General features: G+C 66.0%; 14 protein-coding genes. 9 read left to right on the forward strand and 5 right to left on the reverse strand.

Translation table 11 applies throughout. The features are described 5' to 3' along the window. The 3 genes from kduD to J7360_RS01820 form a co-directional block, all read left to right on the forward strand. A partial coding sequence (kduD, locus tag J7360_RS01810) for a 2-dehydro-3-deoxy-D-gluconate 5-dehydrogenase KduD (protein WP_101097699.1) occupies positions 1-662 on the forward strand: 662 nt, incomplete at its 5' end. Positions 663-825: 163 nt separating this feature from the next. Further along, complete coding sequence (locus tag J7360_RS01815) at positions 826-1482, forward strand: RpiB/LacA/LacB family sugar-phosphate isomerase (RefSeq protein ID WP_003490465.1); 657 nt, start codon at positions 826-828, stop codon at positions 1480-1482. A gap of 548 nt (positions 1483-2030) precedes the next feature. Beyond that, complete coding sequence (locus J7360_RS01820; RefSeq protein ID WP_057659362.1) at positions 2031-3143, forward strand: GDSL-type esterase/lipase family protein; 1113 nt, start codon at positions 2031-2033, stop codon at positions 3141-3143. Positions 3144-3359: 216 nt separating this feature from the next. Here the strand turns inward: J7360_RS01820 and J7360_RS01825 are convergent, their stop codons facing one another. Together J7360_RS01825 and phhA are read right to left on the reverse strand one after the other, a co-directional pair. Continuing rightward, complete coding sequence (locus J7360_RS01825; protein WP_007968126.1) at positions 3360-4004, reverse strand: DUF4375 domain-containing protein; 645 nt, start codon at positions 4002-4004, stop codon at positions 3360-3362. Between the two features lie 140 nt (positions 4005-4144). Beyond that, positions 4145-5035: a phenylalanine 4-monooxygenase gene (phhA, locus tag J7360_RS01830; RefSeq protein ID WP_007968125.1), complete on the reverse strand. Its 891-nt coding sequence runs from the start codon at positions 5033-5035 to the stop codon at positions 4145-4147. Positions 5036-5162: 127 nt separating this feature from the next. Between phhA and J7360_RS01835 the strand changes: the two genes are divergently transcribed. Next, entirely contained in the window at positions 5163-5645 is a 483-nt protein-coding gene (locus J7360_RS01835) for an Lrp/AsnC family transcriptional regulator (protein WP_033481374.1), read from the forward strand. A gap of 290 nt (positions 5646-5935) precedes the next feature. Next, complete coding sequence (locus J7360_RS01840; RefSeq protein ID WP_209033140.1) at positions 5936-8143, forward strand: TonB-dependent siderophore receptor; 2208 nt, start codon at positions 5936-5938, stop codon at positions 8141-8143. Positions 8144-8549: 406 nt separating this feature from the next. Here J7360_RS01840 and J7360_RS01845 read toward each other — a convergent pair whose 3' ends face one another. The 3 genes from J7360_RS01845 to J7360_RS01855 form a co-directional block, all read right to left on the reverse strand. Then, positions 8550-9587: a patatin-like phospholipase family protein gene (locus tag J7360_RS01845; RefSeq protein WP_057659358.1), complete on the reverse strand. Its 1038-nt coding sequence runs from the start codon at positions 9585-9587 to the stop codon at positions 8550-8552. A 426-nt stretch (positions 9588-10013) separates the two neighbouring features. Further along, the gene (locus J7360_RS01850; protein WP_057659357.1) at positions 10014-11021 is read right to left on the reverse strand and encodes a TIGR00266 family protein; all 1008 of its coding nucleotides are present in this window, start codon (positions 11019-11021) and stop codon (positions 10014-10016) included. A gap of 196 nt (positions 11022-11217) precedes the next feature. Continuing rightward, positions 11218-12063, reverse strand: a complete 846-nt coding sequence (locus J7360_RS01855; protein ID WP_007974777.1) for an ATP-binding cassette domain-containing protein — start codon at positions 12061-12063, stop codon at positions 11218-11220. 119 nt (positions 12064-12182) lie between these two features. Here J7360_RS01855 and J7360_RS01860 point away from each other — a divergent pair, with 119 nt between their 5' ends. Genes J7360_RS01860 through J7360_RS01875 form a run of 4 tightly spaced genes read left to right on the forward strand, consistent with a single transcriptional unit; the run spans position 12183 to position 16055 of the window. After that, positions 12183-13415, forward strand: a complete 1233-nt coding sequence (locus J7360_RS01860; protein WP_172955762.1) for a fatty acid desaturase — start codon at positions 12183-12185, stop codon at positions 13413-13415. Between the two features lie 37 nt (positions 13416-13452). After that, on the forward strand, positions 13453-13800 hold the full coding sequence (locus J7360_RS01865) for an EF-hand domain-containing protein (RefSeq protein ID WP_033481377.1): 348 nt from the start codon (positions 13453-13455) through the stop codon (positions 13798-13800). A 48-nt stretch (positions 13801-13848) separates the two neighbouring features. Continuing rightward, positions 13849-14586 (forward strand): ATP-binding cassette domain-containing protein, encoded by a 738-nt coding sequence (locus J7360_RS01870; RefSeq protein WP_057659354.1) that lies wholly within the window; start codon positions 13849-13851, stop codon positions 14584-14586. Further along, complete coding sequence (locus J7360_RS01875) at positions 14583-16055, forward strand: glycine betaine ABC transporter substrate-binding protein (RefSeq protein WP_022557827.1); 1473 nt, start codon at positions 14583-14585, stop codon at positions 16053-16055. The genes J7360_RS01870 and J7360_RS01875 overlap by 4 nt, the downstream gene beginning before the upstream one ends. Positions 16056-16150 lie beyond the last annotated feature (95 nt).

Consider the following 16150-nt stretch of genomic DNA (forward strand, 5'->3'; position numbering starts at 1 on the left):
CCGGTGCCGACATCGCTGCCGCCGGCATCCAGGCGCCCACCGAGACCGAAGCGAAGGTCAAGGCGCTGGGCCGCCGGTTCATCGCCATCGAAGCCAACCTGATCAGCATCGAGCCAGTGCAGCGCATCGTCGACGAGACCATCGCCGGCCTCGGCGGGCTGGATATCCTGGTCAACAACGCCGGCCTGATCCGTCGCACCGATGCGGTGGATTTCAGCGAGCAGGATTGGGACGACGTGCTCAACGTCAACCTGAAGTCGGCCTTCTTCATGGCGCAGGCCGCAGGCCGTCACTTCATCGCGCAGGGCCGCGGCAAGATCATCAACATCGCCTCGATGCTGTCGTTCCAGGGCGGTATCCGCGTGCCGTCCTACACCGCCAGCAAGTCGGGCATCGCCGGCATCACCCGCCTGCTCGCCAACGAATGGGCCAGCAAGGGCGTGACCACCAATGCCATCGCACCGGGCTACATGGCCACCGACAACACTGCGCAGCTGCGTGCCGACGAAGACCGCAACAAGGCCATCCTGGACCGCATCCCGGCCGCGCGCTGGGGCGTGCCGGCCGACCTGGGCGGCACCGCGGTGTTCCTGGCCAGCAGCGCCTCGGACTACGTCAACGGCGCGATCATCCCGGTCGACGGCGGCTGGCTGGCACGCTGAGAAAAAACGCGCGCGGTTGCCTTCTCCCTCCGGGAGAAGGTGCCCGAAGGGCGGATGAGGGGCGGCATGCACGTGCACAACCCAGACACGCATGAAGTCCGCCACCCAAGCGCACCCATTCACCACATTCCAAACAACTTCCCCAACCCATCGGAGCATTCCCATGAAAATCGCACTCATGAATGAGTTTAGTCAGGCCGCCAAGAACCCGGTGATCCTGCAGCAACTCAACGACGTCGCCGGCGAGCAGGGCCATAGCGTCTTCAACGTCGGCATGGACGGCGACAACGACCACCGCCTGACCTACATCCACTTGGGCATCGTCGCCAGCCTGCTGCTGAACTCCAAGGCCGTGGACTTCGTCGTCGCCGGCTGCGGCACCGGCCAGGGCGCGATGATGTCGCTCAACGCGCACCCGGGCGTGTTCTGCGGCTATTGCATCGAGCCGACCGACGCCTACCTGTTCGCCCAGGTCAACAACGGCAATGCGCTGTCGCTGGCGTTTGCCAAGGGCTACGGCTGGGGTGCGGAAATCAACGTGCGTTACATCTTCGAAAAGGCCTTCAGCGGCGAGCGCGGCATGGGCTACCCGGCCGAGCGTCGCGAATCGCAACAGGCCAATGCCGGCATCCTGACCCAGCTCAAGCAGGCCACCGCCAAGTCGTACCTGGACGGCCTGCGCGCCATCGACCCGGAGCTGATCAAGCAGGCGATCGGCGGCGAGCGCTTCCAGCAGTGCTTCTTCGACAACGCGCAGGATGCAGAAATCCGCAACTTCGTCGCCGGCGTGCTGGGCAAGACCGAAGCCGCTGCTGCCTGAGTAAAGCCACAAGCGCATGCCTGATCCTGTCTAGGAGCAGGCATACGCCAGCATCGCGATGCAGTAGATCTTGTCTGAGCATCATGTATCGCGATGCCGCGGGCCCTTGATGGAAAAAGGCGTTTCATCAGGTGCATTACTTGATCTGGCGACGTTGACGTTTGACGCTCTGTTGCTGATGTGCGGGTTCGCTCACGCAGGCAACAAGCTCGCACCCATGTAGTCCCTCTCCTGCGGGGCGAAAAGGCGGCGCCTGCCTTCGGGCGCCCATGCCGCAAGGCGTGGGCCGCGGCGCGGAGCAGGGGGTGGGGTGAGGGTACGGCGGACGACAGCTCACCCAGGCAGCAAGGCGCACGCGCCGAACCATTGGACGAACCGCCACACCGTTGCATCGCTCACCAACCGCATCAACGCGTCACTCTGCCGAGCCCGATGAGCGCGCGAAGCGCAATTGCGTCGCCCAAGGCCACCCATGCGCTCCACGCGTCAGCACCGTATTGCAAACCGCAACAACGCCAGCAACAGCACGCTCACTCAGCGGAGCCCCCATGCATCGACTGCTCATCGCCATGCTGTTGCTCTGCACCGGCATCGCCCATGCCGCGCCACAGCGCATCTTCATCGCCGGAGATTCCACCGCCGCCGAATACGGTGCCGAGCGCGCCCCGCAGGCCGGTTGGGGCCAACTGCTGCAGGACTGGTTCGACCCGGCGCAGTGGCAGGTGCACAACCACGCCAAGGGCGGGCGCAGCACGCGCAGTTTCATCGCCGAAGGGCGCCTGGATGCCATCGCAAGAGAATTGCAACGCGGCGATGTGTTGCTGATCCAGTTCGGCCACAACGATGCCAAACGCGAAGACCCCACGCGCTACACCGATCCGACGACCGACTACGTGCAGTTCCTGCGCCGCTACATCGCCGCTGCGCGCGACAAGGGCGCCACACCGATCCTGATCACGCCGGCTGCGCGCCTGCTCTACGACTTCGGCGCGCTGCTCGACACCCATGGCCGCTACACCCTGGCCATGCAGCAACTTGCCGCGCAGGAACACGTGGGCCTGATCGATCTCAACGCCAGTTCCAGCGACTGGATCCGCGCGCTTGGCGAGCAGGCCGCCAAACCGTATTTCCTGTTCGTGCCCGAACAGGGCAAGGCCGACGGCACCCACTTCAGCCGCGCCGGCGCGACCGCCATCGCCTGCCTGGTGGTGCAGGGTTGGGTACAGCTGCAGCCGGCGCTCAAGTCGCAGCTGCAGCGCGATGCCGACTGCGGTGCTGCGCCCGACACCGCCACGCAACGTGCTGCACAACCACATCCGTCGTTGATCGCACACGAACGCGATCTCGCGCGTCGCCAGCCTGGCCCGCACGGTGGCGCTGGCCCGACCACGGCCTATCCGTTTTTCGCAGACGCGCCGGATCTGACGTTCGTGTTGCGCAAGCGGGTGCTGCACAAAGGCGCCGGCATCGGCCTGCATCTGCACGACAAGGACGAGATCTACTACATCGTCAGCGGGCGTGGCTTATACGCGCTGGACGGCAAGCAATACCAGGTCGCTGCCGGCGATGCGTTGTTGACGCGGCCGGGCAGCACGCACGCCTTGCAGCAAACCGGCGAAGAGCCGCTGGTGCTGTTGCTGGCGTACACCGCGTCCAAGTGACCCTCGCGCCCCAGACGGCGCAGCTGCAACGAGGCCCTGCGTTTTGCATACAGGCTGCGCTGTCACCAGGCATGGCCGGCGTGCGAGTCGCCTGCCTCCACGTGCAAATGGCCGCGGCAGCGAATCGGCGGCAGGAGACAGCCGATCCTGCCGGCACACGCGCCGTATCAGTGGTCTTCGCGGCGCGGATCCAACGATGCAGGCGTTCCAGCACCGTCAGGCCTTATCCACCCCGTAGTGTGTCAGCCCCAGGCGCGCCAGTTCGGCCGAGCGGCGGTAGTAGACCTCTTCCCAACCATCCACGCGCTGGCGGTCGGTGTCGTTCATGGCGTCGAGAATGTCTTCGATGCTGAGCAGATTCGGATCTTCTTCCAGGCGCTCGAATACCGCGCCCAGGCCCTCGATGGCTTGGCGCGCTTGCACCGCGCCCATGGCGGCCAGCCCCCGCACTGCATCGCTGCGGGTCGCCGCATCCCAACGGTCGAAATAGCGCGCGTAGCCGCTCTCGTTCATGTCCGCATCCAGCCGCGCCAGCGCGATGAGTTCGCGCTCGCCTGGCGACAGCGCATCCATGCGCCCACGCAACTGGGTGAGCTTGGCCTGCGCACGGGCAGCGCGGCGGCGCCACAGCAACTCAGGCATGTTGAGCAGGCCCTCCGGGGTGGGGGGCGCCACCGCGGGCCAGTTCACCCCGAAGCCGTCTTCGGTGATCTGCCATTGCGCGCGTTGCGGCGGCGATGCCTTGAGCAGGAGCCGGTGCGCCTGGATGGGCTCGTCGATGCGGATGCCGTTGGCCAGGGTGAACAGCAGGCGGGTGTCGTCCAGCTCCAAGCGCCGGATGCGCAGATGCGTCAGGTCCATTGAGCGAAGGCGATGTGAGGAGGTTTGACCTTAGTGCGCGTTGGCGGTGGTGTCGAGTCGGTGCAGGTCACATCGCGGCATCTTGACCGGGCCGCACTGCGGCGCGCCGCGGTCGGCGCCGGGTTAGCGCAGCAGTGACCTCACACGTCGCCGTCGCGGCTCCAACCCTCGCCGCTGCCGCGTTGGATCACCCGATCGCCCGGCAGCACATCACCCGCCGGCACCTGCGGCTGTTGTGCAAGCTCGGCATAAATCGGGGTGAAGTCCGGCGCAGTGGCCTGCATCAATTGCGCAAAGCTGTCGATGACGAAGTAGGTCTTCTGAAAGCTGTCGATGCGGTAGCGCGTGCGCATGATGCGTTGCAGGTCGAACCCAATGCGGTTGGGTGCCGGCGATTCCAGCGAATACAGCGATTCGCCCTTGGACGACACGATGCCGGCACCGTAGATGCGCAGGCCCTGCGGCGTGTCGATCAGGCCGAATTCCACCGTGTACCAATACAGCCGCGTGAGATTCTGCAGCGCGTCCGGGCCGATGCCGTGCGCCTTGACCCCGCCGCGGCCATAGGCCTGCATGAAGTCGGCAAACAGCGGGTTCATCAACAACGGCACATGCCCGAACAGGTCATGGAACAGATCGGGCTCGGCGATGTAATCGATTTGATCGGGCCGGCGGATCCACCAGGTCACCGGGAAGCGCTTGTTGGCCAGGTGATCGAAGAAATCCAGCTCCGGCAGCAGGCCCTGCACGCCGACCAAGGTCCAGCCGGTAGCTGCCTGCAGCACGCGATTGAGCGCATCGAAGCGCGGGATGTGCGTCTGGCCCATGCCCATCGCGTCCTGCGCCTGCAGGAACTCCTCGCAGGCGCGGCCGACCAGCAGCTCGCGCTGGCGCCGGTACAAGGTGCCCCAGGTGGCGTGATCGTCGGCGCTGTAGCCGTCCCACGGCTGCTCCACCACCGCAGTGGTGTAGACCGGCACATAGCCCTTGTCGGTGAGCTGGTTTTCGACGCGTTGCGGGGCGGTAGTCATGCAGCGGCACTTCCCGGTGATCAGCCTTCACCTTAGCTGGATGTTGGCGCAACGGGATTGCAAATATTGCGCAGCGCAGGCCGAATGGCGCAAGATTCGTGCGTCATGTTCTGCTGCTGCGCAACATATGGATCAGCCTGTCGCCCTGGACCGCACCGATTTGCGCTTGCTCGCGTTACTGCAGACCCAGGGGCGCAGCAGCAATGCCGAGCTGGCCGCGCAGGTCAATCTGTCGGCGTCTGCGTGCCTGCGCCGCACGCAGCGCCTGGAGGCCGCCGGCATCATCGCCGGCTACGGCGCGCGGCTGGATGCGCGCGCGCTGGGGCTGGGCTTGCAGGCGTTCGTGCGTGTGCAGCTGGAGCAGCACGGGCAAGCCGACATCGAGCATTTCGCCGAGGGCGTGCGCGGCTGGGATGAGGTGGTGGCGTGTTGGGCGCTGACCGGCGACATGGATTACCTGTTGCAGGTGCAAGTGCGCGACCTGGAACACTTCTCGCGGTTTCTGCTCGATCGCCTGCTCAATGCCACCGGCGTCTCAGATGTGAATTCCAGCTTCGTGCTGCGCACGGTGAAGGCGCCGGAAGGTCTGCCGCTGTCGCATCTGGCCTGACGTGCAGATCAGCAATATGCCTTAGGGCAGGGTGCCGCTCGCACGGTGCAGCCGGCAAGGCGCACTGGCGTGCCGTCGCTTCCCAGGCGACGCAGGAAACGTGCCGCTTGCCACATAAACGATAACGATTTACATTTACCTCACATCTTGGCCGCGTCCGGCCATGTCGTTCGTGTCGCATCGCCAGCCCACGCAGGGTCAGCCAGCCGGTTCGAGTGGACGCCCGCGTGTGCCTTGCCTTTCCCTGTTGCGTGACGCGCTGCGTCCGCAACGATCGACGAGAACGCCCCATGTCTGCTGCCATCGCTCCCCTTGGCCTGTTGTCTGCCGCGCTGCTGTGCGCACTGTCGACCTTGGCCCCCGCCGCGCATGCCGCCGAGGCCGCCGAGGCCGCCGATGCGACCAATGCCACGACGCTCGACCAGGTCAGCGTCAACGGCACGGTGAGTCGCGCGCAACCGGCCACCACCACGCGGCTGCCGCTGACCCTGCAGGAAACGCCGCAGTCGGTGAGCGTGATCGGGTTGCAGCGCCTGGAAGAGCAATCGCTGTTCAGCATCGACGATGTGATGCGTCATGTCACCGGCGTCAACGTATCGTTCTACGACACCCAGCGGCCGTTGTATTTCGCACGCGGTTTCCAGATCACCGACTTCCAGGTCGACGGCCTGCCCACCTACAGCGGCGCCACCAATCAGGAATACGACACGGTCTTCTACGACCGCATCGAAGTGATCCGCGGCGCCAATGGCCTGCTCACCGGCGCGGGCATTCCTTCGGCCACGGTGAACCTGTTGCGCAAGCGCCCTGGCAAGGATTTCGATGCCTCGTTCGGCGTGAGTGCGGGCACCTGGGATTTCCGCCGCATGCAGGCCGACGTCAATGCGCCGCTGACCGAAGACGGACGCTTTCGCAGCCGCGTGGTGGCCGCCTGGCAGGATCGCGATTACTACTACGACCGCTACCACGACAACAAGATGTCGGGCATGGCGGTGCTGGAAGGCGACCTGACCGAGAGCAGCACGCTGACCGTCGGCTACCAGCGCCAGGACAACACCCCGGTCGGTTCGACCTGGGGCACGGTGCCGTTCTTCGCGGCCGACGGCTCCTTCGCCAACCTGTCGCGCTCGACCAACATGGCGCCGGAATGGACGCGCTGGCAACGCGAAACCAGCACTGCGTTCGCCAACCTGGAACAACGCTTCGGGCAGGACTGGTTGCTGCGCGTCAACACCGCCCACACCAAGGGCGCCGTGCAGAGCCTGCGCGTCTACGGCACCGGTTACCCGGCCGCCGATGGCAGCGGCGTGTTTTTGCGCGCCAACGCTAGCGAAACGCAGGACACGCGCGATAGCGTGGACGTGTATCTGTCCGGCGGATTCGCCTTGTTCGGCCGCCAGCACGATGTGGTGATCGGCGGCAGCTGGCAGGACCTGCAATCGACCACCTATACCGTGGCGCAGACCTATCCCGCCGACTGGGCCACCTGCGGCGCCGAACGTTGCTATTTCATTCCCAACATCCGCAGCTGGAACGGCGACGCGTCCGAGGTGACCTATGCGCGTACCGGCGCGCGTCGCCAGGCACGCACCACCCAGCGCGGCGTGTATGCATCCACGCGCTTCCGCCTGGCCGACCCGCTGTCGTTGATTGCGGGCGCGCGGCTGAGCTCCTGGGAGACCCGCACCCAGGCGTTCGATGCCAGCGGCAGCTACACCGGCACCAGCGGCCGTTATGAAGTCAGCGACGAAGTCACCCCATACGTCGGCCTGGTGTACGACATCGTGCCGGATGTGTCGGTCTACGCCAGCTACACCGAAATCTTCAACCCGCAGAACTACCGCGACAAGGACAACAACCTGCTCGCACCGGTGGAAGGGTCCAACCTGGAAGCCGGCATCAAGGCGCAGTTGTTCGATGGCCATGCGATGGCCACCGCCGCCGTGTTCGAAGCCAAGCAGGACAACTATGCGGTGCGCGACATGACCCAGCCGGAAGCTTCGCTGCCCGATGGCAGTTCGGCCTACATCGGCGTGGACGGCACCAAGAGCCGTGGCTGGGAAGTGGACGTCAATGGCGAAGTGCGACCCGGTTGGACCGTCAACGCCGGCTATACCCACGTCAAGGTGACGCGCGCGCCCACCGATGCGATCTACGCCAACCTGCCCGAAGATTATCTGCAGCTCTCCACCCAGTGGCGCCTGCCGGGGACGTGGGACCGGTTGAGCATCGGCGGCGGCGTGAGCTGGCAGAGCGCGGTGCGCGGCTTCAATATCGCACGCCCCACCGGCGACGGCACTGGCGCTACCACGCCGGTCACCGTGGTGCAGAACCCGTACGCGCTGGTGCATTTCAACGCCAACTACCGCATCAGCGACCAATGGACCGCCACGCTGGCGGTCCGTAACGCATTCGACAAGACCTACTGGGCGAATCTGGATTATCAGAACTACGGCGAACCGCGCTTTGTCAGCGTGTCGCTACGTTGGCGGTATTGAGGCATTGCCGATGAAGTTCGGGCTTGAGACGTTGCCCATCAGGTCCAGGCGTTGCTACCGGTAAGGCCTCGCGGCCAGGGCCGCTCCTACAAGAGCGGTGCTGGCCGTGCCGACGTCGCCGAGACACCCAAAGACCCCCGTCCCGGTAGCAGCGGCCCCGGCCGCGACCCCATCCCGACACGTCTCAGCGCACCCGAAAGAACCGCCATGCCATCGTAGGAGCGGGCCAGGCCGCGACCTTGTCCGGCCACCCTCAGTGCTTCAACACAAGGCATCAACAACGCAGTCGCCCTACGCGTCTGGTTTGAATGCGCGCGTCTGGCAACGGGCGCCCACGCCCGCTCAGCTCCGCATGACCTCGCGCGGCACCCGCATCAACTGCGCATCGCCTCGCACCGCAGCCGCATCACGGTGCTACGCAGGCCTCGTCCTTGCCGCGCAATTTTTCCCAACGCGAGCGTTGTTCCAGGCAGCGCTCATACGCCTGTTGCCTGGCCGCTTTGGCCTGATCGGCGGCGGTGCGTGTCGCGCTGCTGCGCGCGGCCTGCAGTTGCGCAATCTTGGCGCGAATCTGCGGCATCACCGCCATTGCGGCGCGCTCGCCTTCGAGGATCGCCGCACCACGCTGGTTGAAATCGGCCGAGCCGATATCGTTGACCTTGGGGCGAACGACCACGTCGGCACGTTTGAGTTCGGCCTCGCCCAGGCGCTGGCCCATGATCGAGATCGACTGGTTCACCGTGCCCAGCAGGTCCCCCGGGTTCTGGCCGCTGGCCTTGCTGGAAATATCCACGGCCACCACGAATTCGGCACCCAGCTGGCGTGCCGCATCCACCGGCACCGGGCTGACCACGCCGCCATCGACGAAGTGGTACTTACCGATGGTCACCGGCTCGAACACGCCGGGAATGCTGCTGGACGCGCGCAATGCTTGGCCGGCATTGCCGCGCACGAACACGGTGCGTTCGCCATCTTCCAGACGCGTGGCGACTGCCGCGAACGGCTTGCGCAGTTTTTCGATCGGTTTGCCGCCCAGCTGTTCGTTGACGTAGTCCTGCAGTTTCTGGCCTTGCACCAGGCCACCGGAAAACAGCCGCACATCGCGGATGCTGGTCTGGTCGAGCGCAACGGCCTTTTCCTGCATTTGGAACGCATCCATGCCGCTGGCATACAGCGCGCCCACCACGCTGCCGGCGCTGGTACCGGAGACCACCACCGGTGCGAAGCCGTTGGCCTCGAGCATCTTGATCACCCCGATATGCGCAAAGCCCTTGGCCGCACCGCCACCGAGCGCGACGCCGATCTTGATGGGCTTGGGGGCTTCGGCCGAAGGTGCCTGCACCACCGGCGCCGGTGTCGCCGGGCGCGGCTCGCCCCCGCAGGCGCTGAGCAGACCGAGCATGGACAACAGGGCGAGCGAGCGGGGGCAGCGGAGCGCGATCATGGCGAAAACGTCGATGGGAAAGGCGAGGGAGAATACACGCGCCCTGCCACTGCTGCTGCGGTGGTAGTGGCGTGAGTGGAGCTCATTCAGGACAGCATCGTTTGCAGGCGTTGCACTGCCTTGTCCCGGCGGGAGAAGGGCGAGCCGGTTTATTCGTGCGATGACCGCAGCCACCTGCATGCAGCACAGAACCATCGCTCTCTCCCCGCGGGTCGAGAAGGCACTGCTTGCGCACCATGGCGCGCAAGCCTTGGAGCGCTCACGCCGCAAGCGCGGGCCGGGGCGCGGAGCGGGGGTAAGGGTACCGAGCGAAGTCACCTGAGAATGAGACCGCAGCAGGCTTCGCCCGTCCCCTCATCCGGCGCTACGCGCCGCTTTCTCCCGGTGGGCGAAGGCGGCCTGCACACCCGCCTGCCGCGTCACCACTCAGAACCGGTTATCGCCATCCAGCAAACGGCCCAGGCCGCCCAGCACCGAGCCCTCGCCGCGTTGTTGGCCACCGGCTTGCGGGGCGGCCTGCAGCATGCGGCCGGCCATGCGCGAGAACGGCAGCGATTGCAGCCAGACCTTGCCCGGGCCGGTGAGGGTGGCCAGGAACACGCCCTCGCCGCCGAAGAACATGCTCTTCAGGCCGGCGACGCGGCGCACGTCCATGTCCACGCCGGCGTGATAGGCGACCACGCAGCCGGTGTCCACATCGATGCGCTCGCCCGGCCCCAGCTCGTGCTCGACGACCGTGCCGCCGGCATGCACGAACACCCAGCCGTCGCCTTCGAGTTTCTGCATGATGAAGCCCTCGCCGCCGAACAGGCCGGTGAGGATCTTGCGCTGGAACGCGATGCCCAGCGACACCCCGCGCGCGCCGGCCAAGAAGCTGTCTTTCTGGCAGATCAACTGGCCGCCATGCTCGGACAGACGCAGCGCCAGCACCGTGCCCGGGTAGGGCGCGGCGAAGGCGACCTTGGCCTTGCCGCTGCCGGCGTGGGTGAACACGGTGGTGAATATGCTTTCGCCGGTGACCACGCGTTTGCCGGCCGACAGCAGCTTGCCCATCAGCCCGCCGCCACTTTGACCGGCATGCGAGCCGTCGCCGAACACGGTGTCCATCTGCACCGCCGCGTCCTTGTACATCAGCGCACCGGCCTCGGCGATGGCGCTTTCGCCTGGGTCCAGCTCGACTTCGACAAACTGCATGTCGTTGCCGACGATGCGGTAGTCGATCTCATCCGCGCGTCCGCTCATGCCGCTCAACGGCGGCGGTGCGCTAACGCCGCCCTGCAGTTCGGCCAGCTGACGGGCCGGCGTCCAGCCATCGAGCCCGTCGCGCCAGGCCAGCGCATCGGGATGACGCTGCGCATGCGCGCGTGCGCTGGCATCGTCGAGCGGGCCGAGACGGTCGGCCTGTCCGGGATTATGGAAATACCACTGGGCCATCGGGACGACTCCTGTCTGTGTGTGCGGCGAGTCTAAGCGCAACCGCCGCGGCGGCGTCCCGTGTCCAAGGTCATGTCTGCAGCGCGTGGTTGTGACGCGGTTGCGGCCGTCCGGAGCGCTTCGCCATCGCGATGTCGAGCATCGTCGGCAGCGCGTGCACGGACACGGCCTGCACGGGCTGCGGGTGGGGTGGCGGTTACTCGCCCACCGTCGCCCAACAGCGCTCGCCATCGCGCTGCACCCGCACCGGGCCGTCGAACACGGCCGACAGGCTGGCATCGGTGAGTAGCGCCTCGCGCGTGCCGTCGGCCACCACCTTGCCGGCGCGCAGCAGGATCACCCGTTCGATCTCCGGCACGATTTCTTCGATGTGATGGGTCACCAGCACCAGGGTGATGCCTTGCCGGGCGAGGTGCCGCATCGTCTCCAGCAGGTGCTGGCGCGCCACCAGATCCAACCCGGTGGACGGCTCGTCCAGCAGTAGCGCCTGCGGGCGATTGACCAGCGCACGCGCAATCAGCACCCGTCGGGTTTCGCCGGCCGACAACTCGGCAAATTGCCGGTCCACCAGCGGCAATGCGCGCGCCAGCGCCAGCGCTTCGCGCGCACGCGCACGCATGTCGTCGCTGATCTCGCGATGCGGCGGGACCACGTAGCTGGCGAAGAATCCGGATAGCACCGCGCTTTCCACATCCAGTCCAGGCATGTCGGCCAGATTGACGCTCAGATCGCCGGTGACGATGCCCAATTGCGAGCGCAGGCGATCCACCTGCCAGCGCGTGTGTCCCAGCACCTTCACTGCGGGCTGGCCGTCGGCGCGCGCCAGCGGGTACAGCTCGCGCGTGATCAATTTGATGAAGGACGATTTGCCGCAGCCGTTGGGGCCCAGGATCGCGGTGTGCTGCCCCAGCGCGATGCGCAGGCTCAGCGCATGCAGTACCCGGACCTGGCCGCGCATCACACTGGCCTGGTCGAGTTCGATCAGTGGGGCGGCGTTGGCAACAGCGGTGGAATCGGCAGCATTTTCGGTGGCAACAGTCATACGGGTGACAGCAGACGGAAGTGGGGAAGGGGGTCTGAACCGCTTTAGAAATGTAGGTGCAACCCTACGCATCCGAAGGGTGAAGTTTGCCGCGATCGCCCCCATCATGTCTGCATCAAATGGAGAGCGCTGCTGTGGAGATGCCGATGTTGTCCGATCCGATCATCGACGTTCTGACCTCCGGCGTGGCAGGGCTGGGCGTGTGGGGCATGCTGGCGGTGCTGCTGGTCTTCACCCAGCTCACCATCTTTGCGGTGACCTTGTACCTGCATCGCAGCCAGGCGCATCGCGGTGTGGATTTCCATCCGGTCATCGCGCATTTCTTTCGCTTCTGGACCTGGTTGACCACCTCGATGATCACCCGCGAATGGGTGGCGATCCATCGCAAGCATCACGCCAAGGTCGAGACCGAAGAAGACCCCCACAGTCCGCAGACCAGGGGCATCGCGCAGGTGTTCTGGCGCGGCGTGGAGTTGTACCGCGAGGCCCGGACGCAGCGCGCCGATATCGAGCAGTACGGCAAGGGAGCGCCTAGCGACTGGATCGAGCGGCATCTGTACACGCCGCATGCCAATGCCGGCCCGGTTGCGTTGCTGGTCATCAATTCCGTGTTGTTCGGATTGCCGGGGATTGCGTTGTGGGCGATCCAGATGGCGTGGATTCCGTTCTGGGCTGCCGGTGTGGTCAATGGCCTGGGCCACTGGTGGGGCTATCGCAATTTCGAGTCGGCCGACACCTCCACCAACCTCACGCCGTGGGCGCTGTGGATCGGTGGCGAAGAATTGCATAACAACCATCATGCCTTCCCGAGCTCTGCACGGTTTTCGATGCGGCGGTGGGAACTGGATATCGGTTGGGTCGCGATTCGCGGGTTGCAGGCGTTGGGCCTTGCCAAGGTATTGCGGGTGGCACCGTCGCTGGATATCCGCCCCAATATCGCCGTGCCCGATGCCGACACGCTCAAGGCGCTGCTCTCGCACCGGTTCCAGGCCATGACCGACTACCAGCGCAATGTGCTCAAGCCGGCATTGCGCGAAGAGGCAGCCGCCACCGGCGCCAAACTGCGCGAGTTGCTGCCGCGTCGCCTGCGCAAGGGTCTGGTCGACGACGGGCGCTGGCTCAAGCCGGACGCGCGTGCGCAGTTGCAGGCATGGGTGGCGCAGCGTCCGCGCATGCGCACGCTGGTGGAGTATCGTGCGCGGCTGACCGCGGTGCTGGAAGCGCGCAGCCACGATGCGTCCGAACGGCTCCGGCAATTGCAGCAGTGGTGCCATGAGGCCGAGGCCAGCGGCAACGCGGCCTTGCAGGCCTATGCGGCGCGGCTCAAGGGGTATGCGCTGAGTGGTGCGTAAAGCGGGCGCCAGGCGCGCTGTGGTGCGTGTGCACCGGGTGCGTGGTGTGATCGTGCGAACCTTAGTGATCGTGGGGTTGGCCGCTCTGCCGGCGGTCGCTGCGCAGGCCCAGGTCCAGGACAGCCAGCAATATCTGCAGCGCATGGATGCCGATGGCGATGGGCGGGTGAGCCTGGACGAATATCTGGCCTGGATGAGCTACGCCTTCGACCAACGCGATACCGACCACGATGGCGTGCTGCAAGGCGATGAACTGCCGGGCCGCCGCGGAAAGCCGATCACGCGCGCGGCGCATCGCGCCACCCTGATCGCGCGCTTCGCCCGGCAGGATGCCGATGGCGACGGCTACCTGAGCGCACGCGAATTGCTCGCGCCGCCGCGCTGATGCGCGCCTTCGCGCGCGTCTGACGCTGCGTTCGGCAAGCTCGGCCGCATGTTCACTCTCGACAAGGTCAGCCGCCGCTACGGCCAGGCCATCGCGCTCGATGCTGTCTCGCTGACGTTCGCCAGCGGCATCACGACCGCATTGATCGGCCCCAGCGGCGCCGGCAAATCCACCGTGCTGCGCATGCTGGTCGGGCTGGAGTGGCCGGACAGCGGCACGGTCGCCTTCGATGGCACGCCGTTGCAGCGCGCCAACCTGCAGGCGCAACGGCAACGCATCGGTTATGTCATCCAGGAGGGCGGCTTGTTTCCGCATCTGGATGCGCGCAGCAACGTGACCTTGCTGGCACAGACGCTGGGCTGGACGCGGGAGCGCATCGATGCGCGTCTGGATGCCTTGTGCGCTTTGTGCCAGTTGCCGACGGAGTTGCTGACGCGCTACCCGGCCGAACTCTCCGGCGGCCAGCGCCAGCGCGTCGGCCTGATTCGTGCACTGATGCTCGACCCGCCGGCCTTGTTGCTGGACGAACCGCTCGGCGCGCTCGATCCCATCGTGCGCTACGACCTGCAGGCGCAGATGCGCGAACTGTTCGCCCAGTTGGGCAAGACCGTGGTGCTGGTCACCCACGATGTGGCCGAAGCCGCCTATCTGGCCGACAACCTGGTGCTGATGCGTGCCGGCCGCATCGTGCAGCAAGGCCGTGCGCGCGATCTGCTGGAGCAGCCGGCCGATGCCTTCGTGCAGCGCTTTCTCACCGCCCAGCGCAGCATCGGCGACGCCGCATGATGGCGCGTGCGTTCATCGCCGTGGTGTTGCTGATCTGCGGTGTCGGCGCGCAGGCCGCGCAGGTCACCATTGGTTCGAAGAACTTTACCGAAGCGGTAATCCTGGGCGAAATCGCCACCGCTGCCGGCAAGCGCGATGGTGTAGACGTGCAGCACCGTGCACAACTCGGTGGCACGCGCATCCTGTGGCGCGCGCTGGAGACCGGGCAGATCGACGCGTATGCCGAATACACCGGTACGCTGGCGCAGGAGCTGCTGCAATTGCCCAACGCCAGCCAGGCCGAGCTGCGCGCCGCACTGGATGCACGCGGGCTGGCGATGACCGATTCGCTGGGTTTCCAGAACACCTATGCCTTCGGGATGAAGCGCGAACGTGCGCAGGCATTGGGCATCGTCTCGTTGTCGGATCTTGCACGACATCCCACCCTCAAGATCGGTCTGAGCAACGAGTTCATGCAGCGGGCCGATGGCTGGCCCGGCGTGCGCGCGGCGTACGCATTGCCGCAGGCTGCAACCGGGCTGGATCACGACCTGGCCTATCGCGCGCTGCAGAGCGGGGCGATCGAGGTCACCGATCTGTACAGCACCGATGCGGAGATTCCGTACTACCAGTTGCAGGTGCTGCGCGACGACCGCCGCTATTTCCCGGATTACCAGGCGATTTTTGTATATCGCAAGGATCTGGCGCAACGCTCGCCGGTGATGCTGCAGGCATTGCGGGGGCTGCAAGGACGCATCGACGAGACGACCATGCAGCGGCTCAATGCACAGGTCAAACTGGAGCGGCAGTCCGAAGCGGCGGTTGCCGCGCACTGGTTGGGCGTCACGCCGGCCTCTGAAACGGACTCGCGTTTGACGCGCCTGCTGCAGCATACGCGCGAGCATCTGGCGCTGGTTGGTATTTCGCTGGGGTTTGCGTTGCTGCTTGCATTGCCGCTGGGCGTGCTGGCGGCGCGGCGTCCGCGCCTGGGACAGGTGGTGCTGTCGTTGACCGGCGTGCTGCAGACGCTGCCGTCGCTGGCCGTGTTCGTCTTCATGATTCCGTTGTTCGGCATCGGCGCCAAGCCGGCGATTGCCGCGTTGTTTCTGTATAGCCTGCTGCCGATCGTGCGCAACACCCACGCAGGGCTGAGCTCGATCCCACGCGAACTGCGCCAGACTGCGCATGCCATCGGATTGCCCGCGTGGACACGCCTGTGGCGTGTGGAACTGCCGCTGGCACGCCGCACGATCGTGGCCGGCATCCAGACCGCGGCGGTGATCAATGTCGGCACCGCCACGCTGGGTGCGCTGATCGGTGCAGGCGGCTACGGCCAACCGATCCTCACCGGTATCCGCCTGGACGATCTCGGTCTGATTCTGGAGGGCGCCATTCCCGCCGCCGTGCTTGCGCTGCTGGTGCAGGCACTGTTCGAAGGAGTGGAGCGCTGGGCAACGCCGCGCGGGTTGCGGATCAGCCAGCGGCAGTGACATGCGGCCCGCCTCGGCAGCAGCGGCTTTTGCATTGCGGCGTGACCGGGAGTGTCCTGTCGTCGGCAAACCTGCCCCGACACCGACTGCGTCAG

The organism is Xanthomonas sp. D-99, from assembly GCF_017746145.1.
Lineage (GTDB): Bacteria > Pseudomonadota > Gammaproteobacteria > Xanthomonadales > Xanthomonadaceae > Xanthomonas > Xanthomonas cissicola.

Bases quoted from the DNA above. Each gene is read 5' to 3' on its own strand.
- J7360_RS01825 (WP_007968126.1), bottom strand. From the start codon at position 4,004: ATGGACCTGACGCATCTGCGCATCCGGCGCTTGGAGCTGGACGACACC.
- J7360_RS01855 (WP_007974777.1), bottom strand. From the start codon at position 12,063: ATGACTGTTGCCACCGAAAATGCTGCCGATTCCACCGCTGTTGCCAAC.
- J7360_RS01875 (WP_022557827.1), top strand. From the start codon at position 14,583: ATGATGGCGCGTGCGTTCATCGCCGTGGTGTTGCTGATCTGCGGTGTC.
- J7360_RS01835 (WP_033481374.1), top strand. From the start codon at position 5,163: ATGGATCAGCCTGTCGCCCTGGACCGCACCGATTTGCGCTTGCTCGCG.
- J7360_RS01815 (WP_003490465.1), top strand. From the start codon at position 826: ATGAAAATCGCACTCATGAATGAGTTTAGTCAGGCCGCCAAGAACCCG.
- J7360_RS01820 (WP_057659362.1), top strand. From the start codon at position 2,031: ATGCATCGACTGCTCATCGCCATGCTGTTGCTCTGCACCGGCATCGCC.
- J7360_RS01845 (WP_057659358.1), bottom strand. From the start codon at position 9,587: ATGATCGCGCTCCGCTGCCCCCGCTCGCTCGCCCTGTTGTCCATGCTC.
- J7360_RS01840 (WP_209033140.1), top strand. From the start codon at position 5,936: ATGTCTGCTGCCATCGCTCCCCTTGGCCTGTTGTCTGCCGCGCTGCTG.
- phhA (WP_007968125.1), bottom strand. From the start codon at position 5,035: ATGACTACCGCCCCGCAACGCGTCGAAAACCAGCTCACCGACAAGGGC.
- J7360_RS01850 (WP_057659357.1), bottom strand. From the start codon at position 11,021: ATGGCCCAGTGGTATTTCCATAATCCCGGACAGGCCGACCGTCTCGGC.
- J7360_RS01860 (WP_172955762.1), top strand. From the start codon at position 12,183: ATGGAGAGCGCTGCTGTGGAGATGCCGATGTTGTCCGATCCGATCATC.
- J7360_RS01870 (WP_057659354.1), top strand. From the start codon at position 13,849: ATGTTCACTCTCGACAAGGTCAGCCGCCGCTACGGCCAGGCCATCGCG.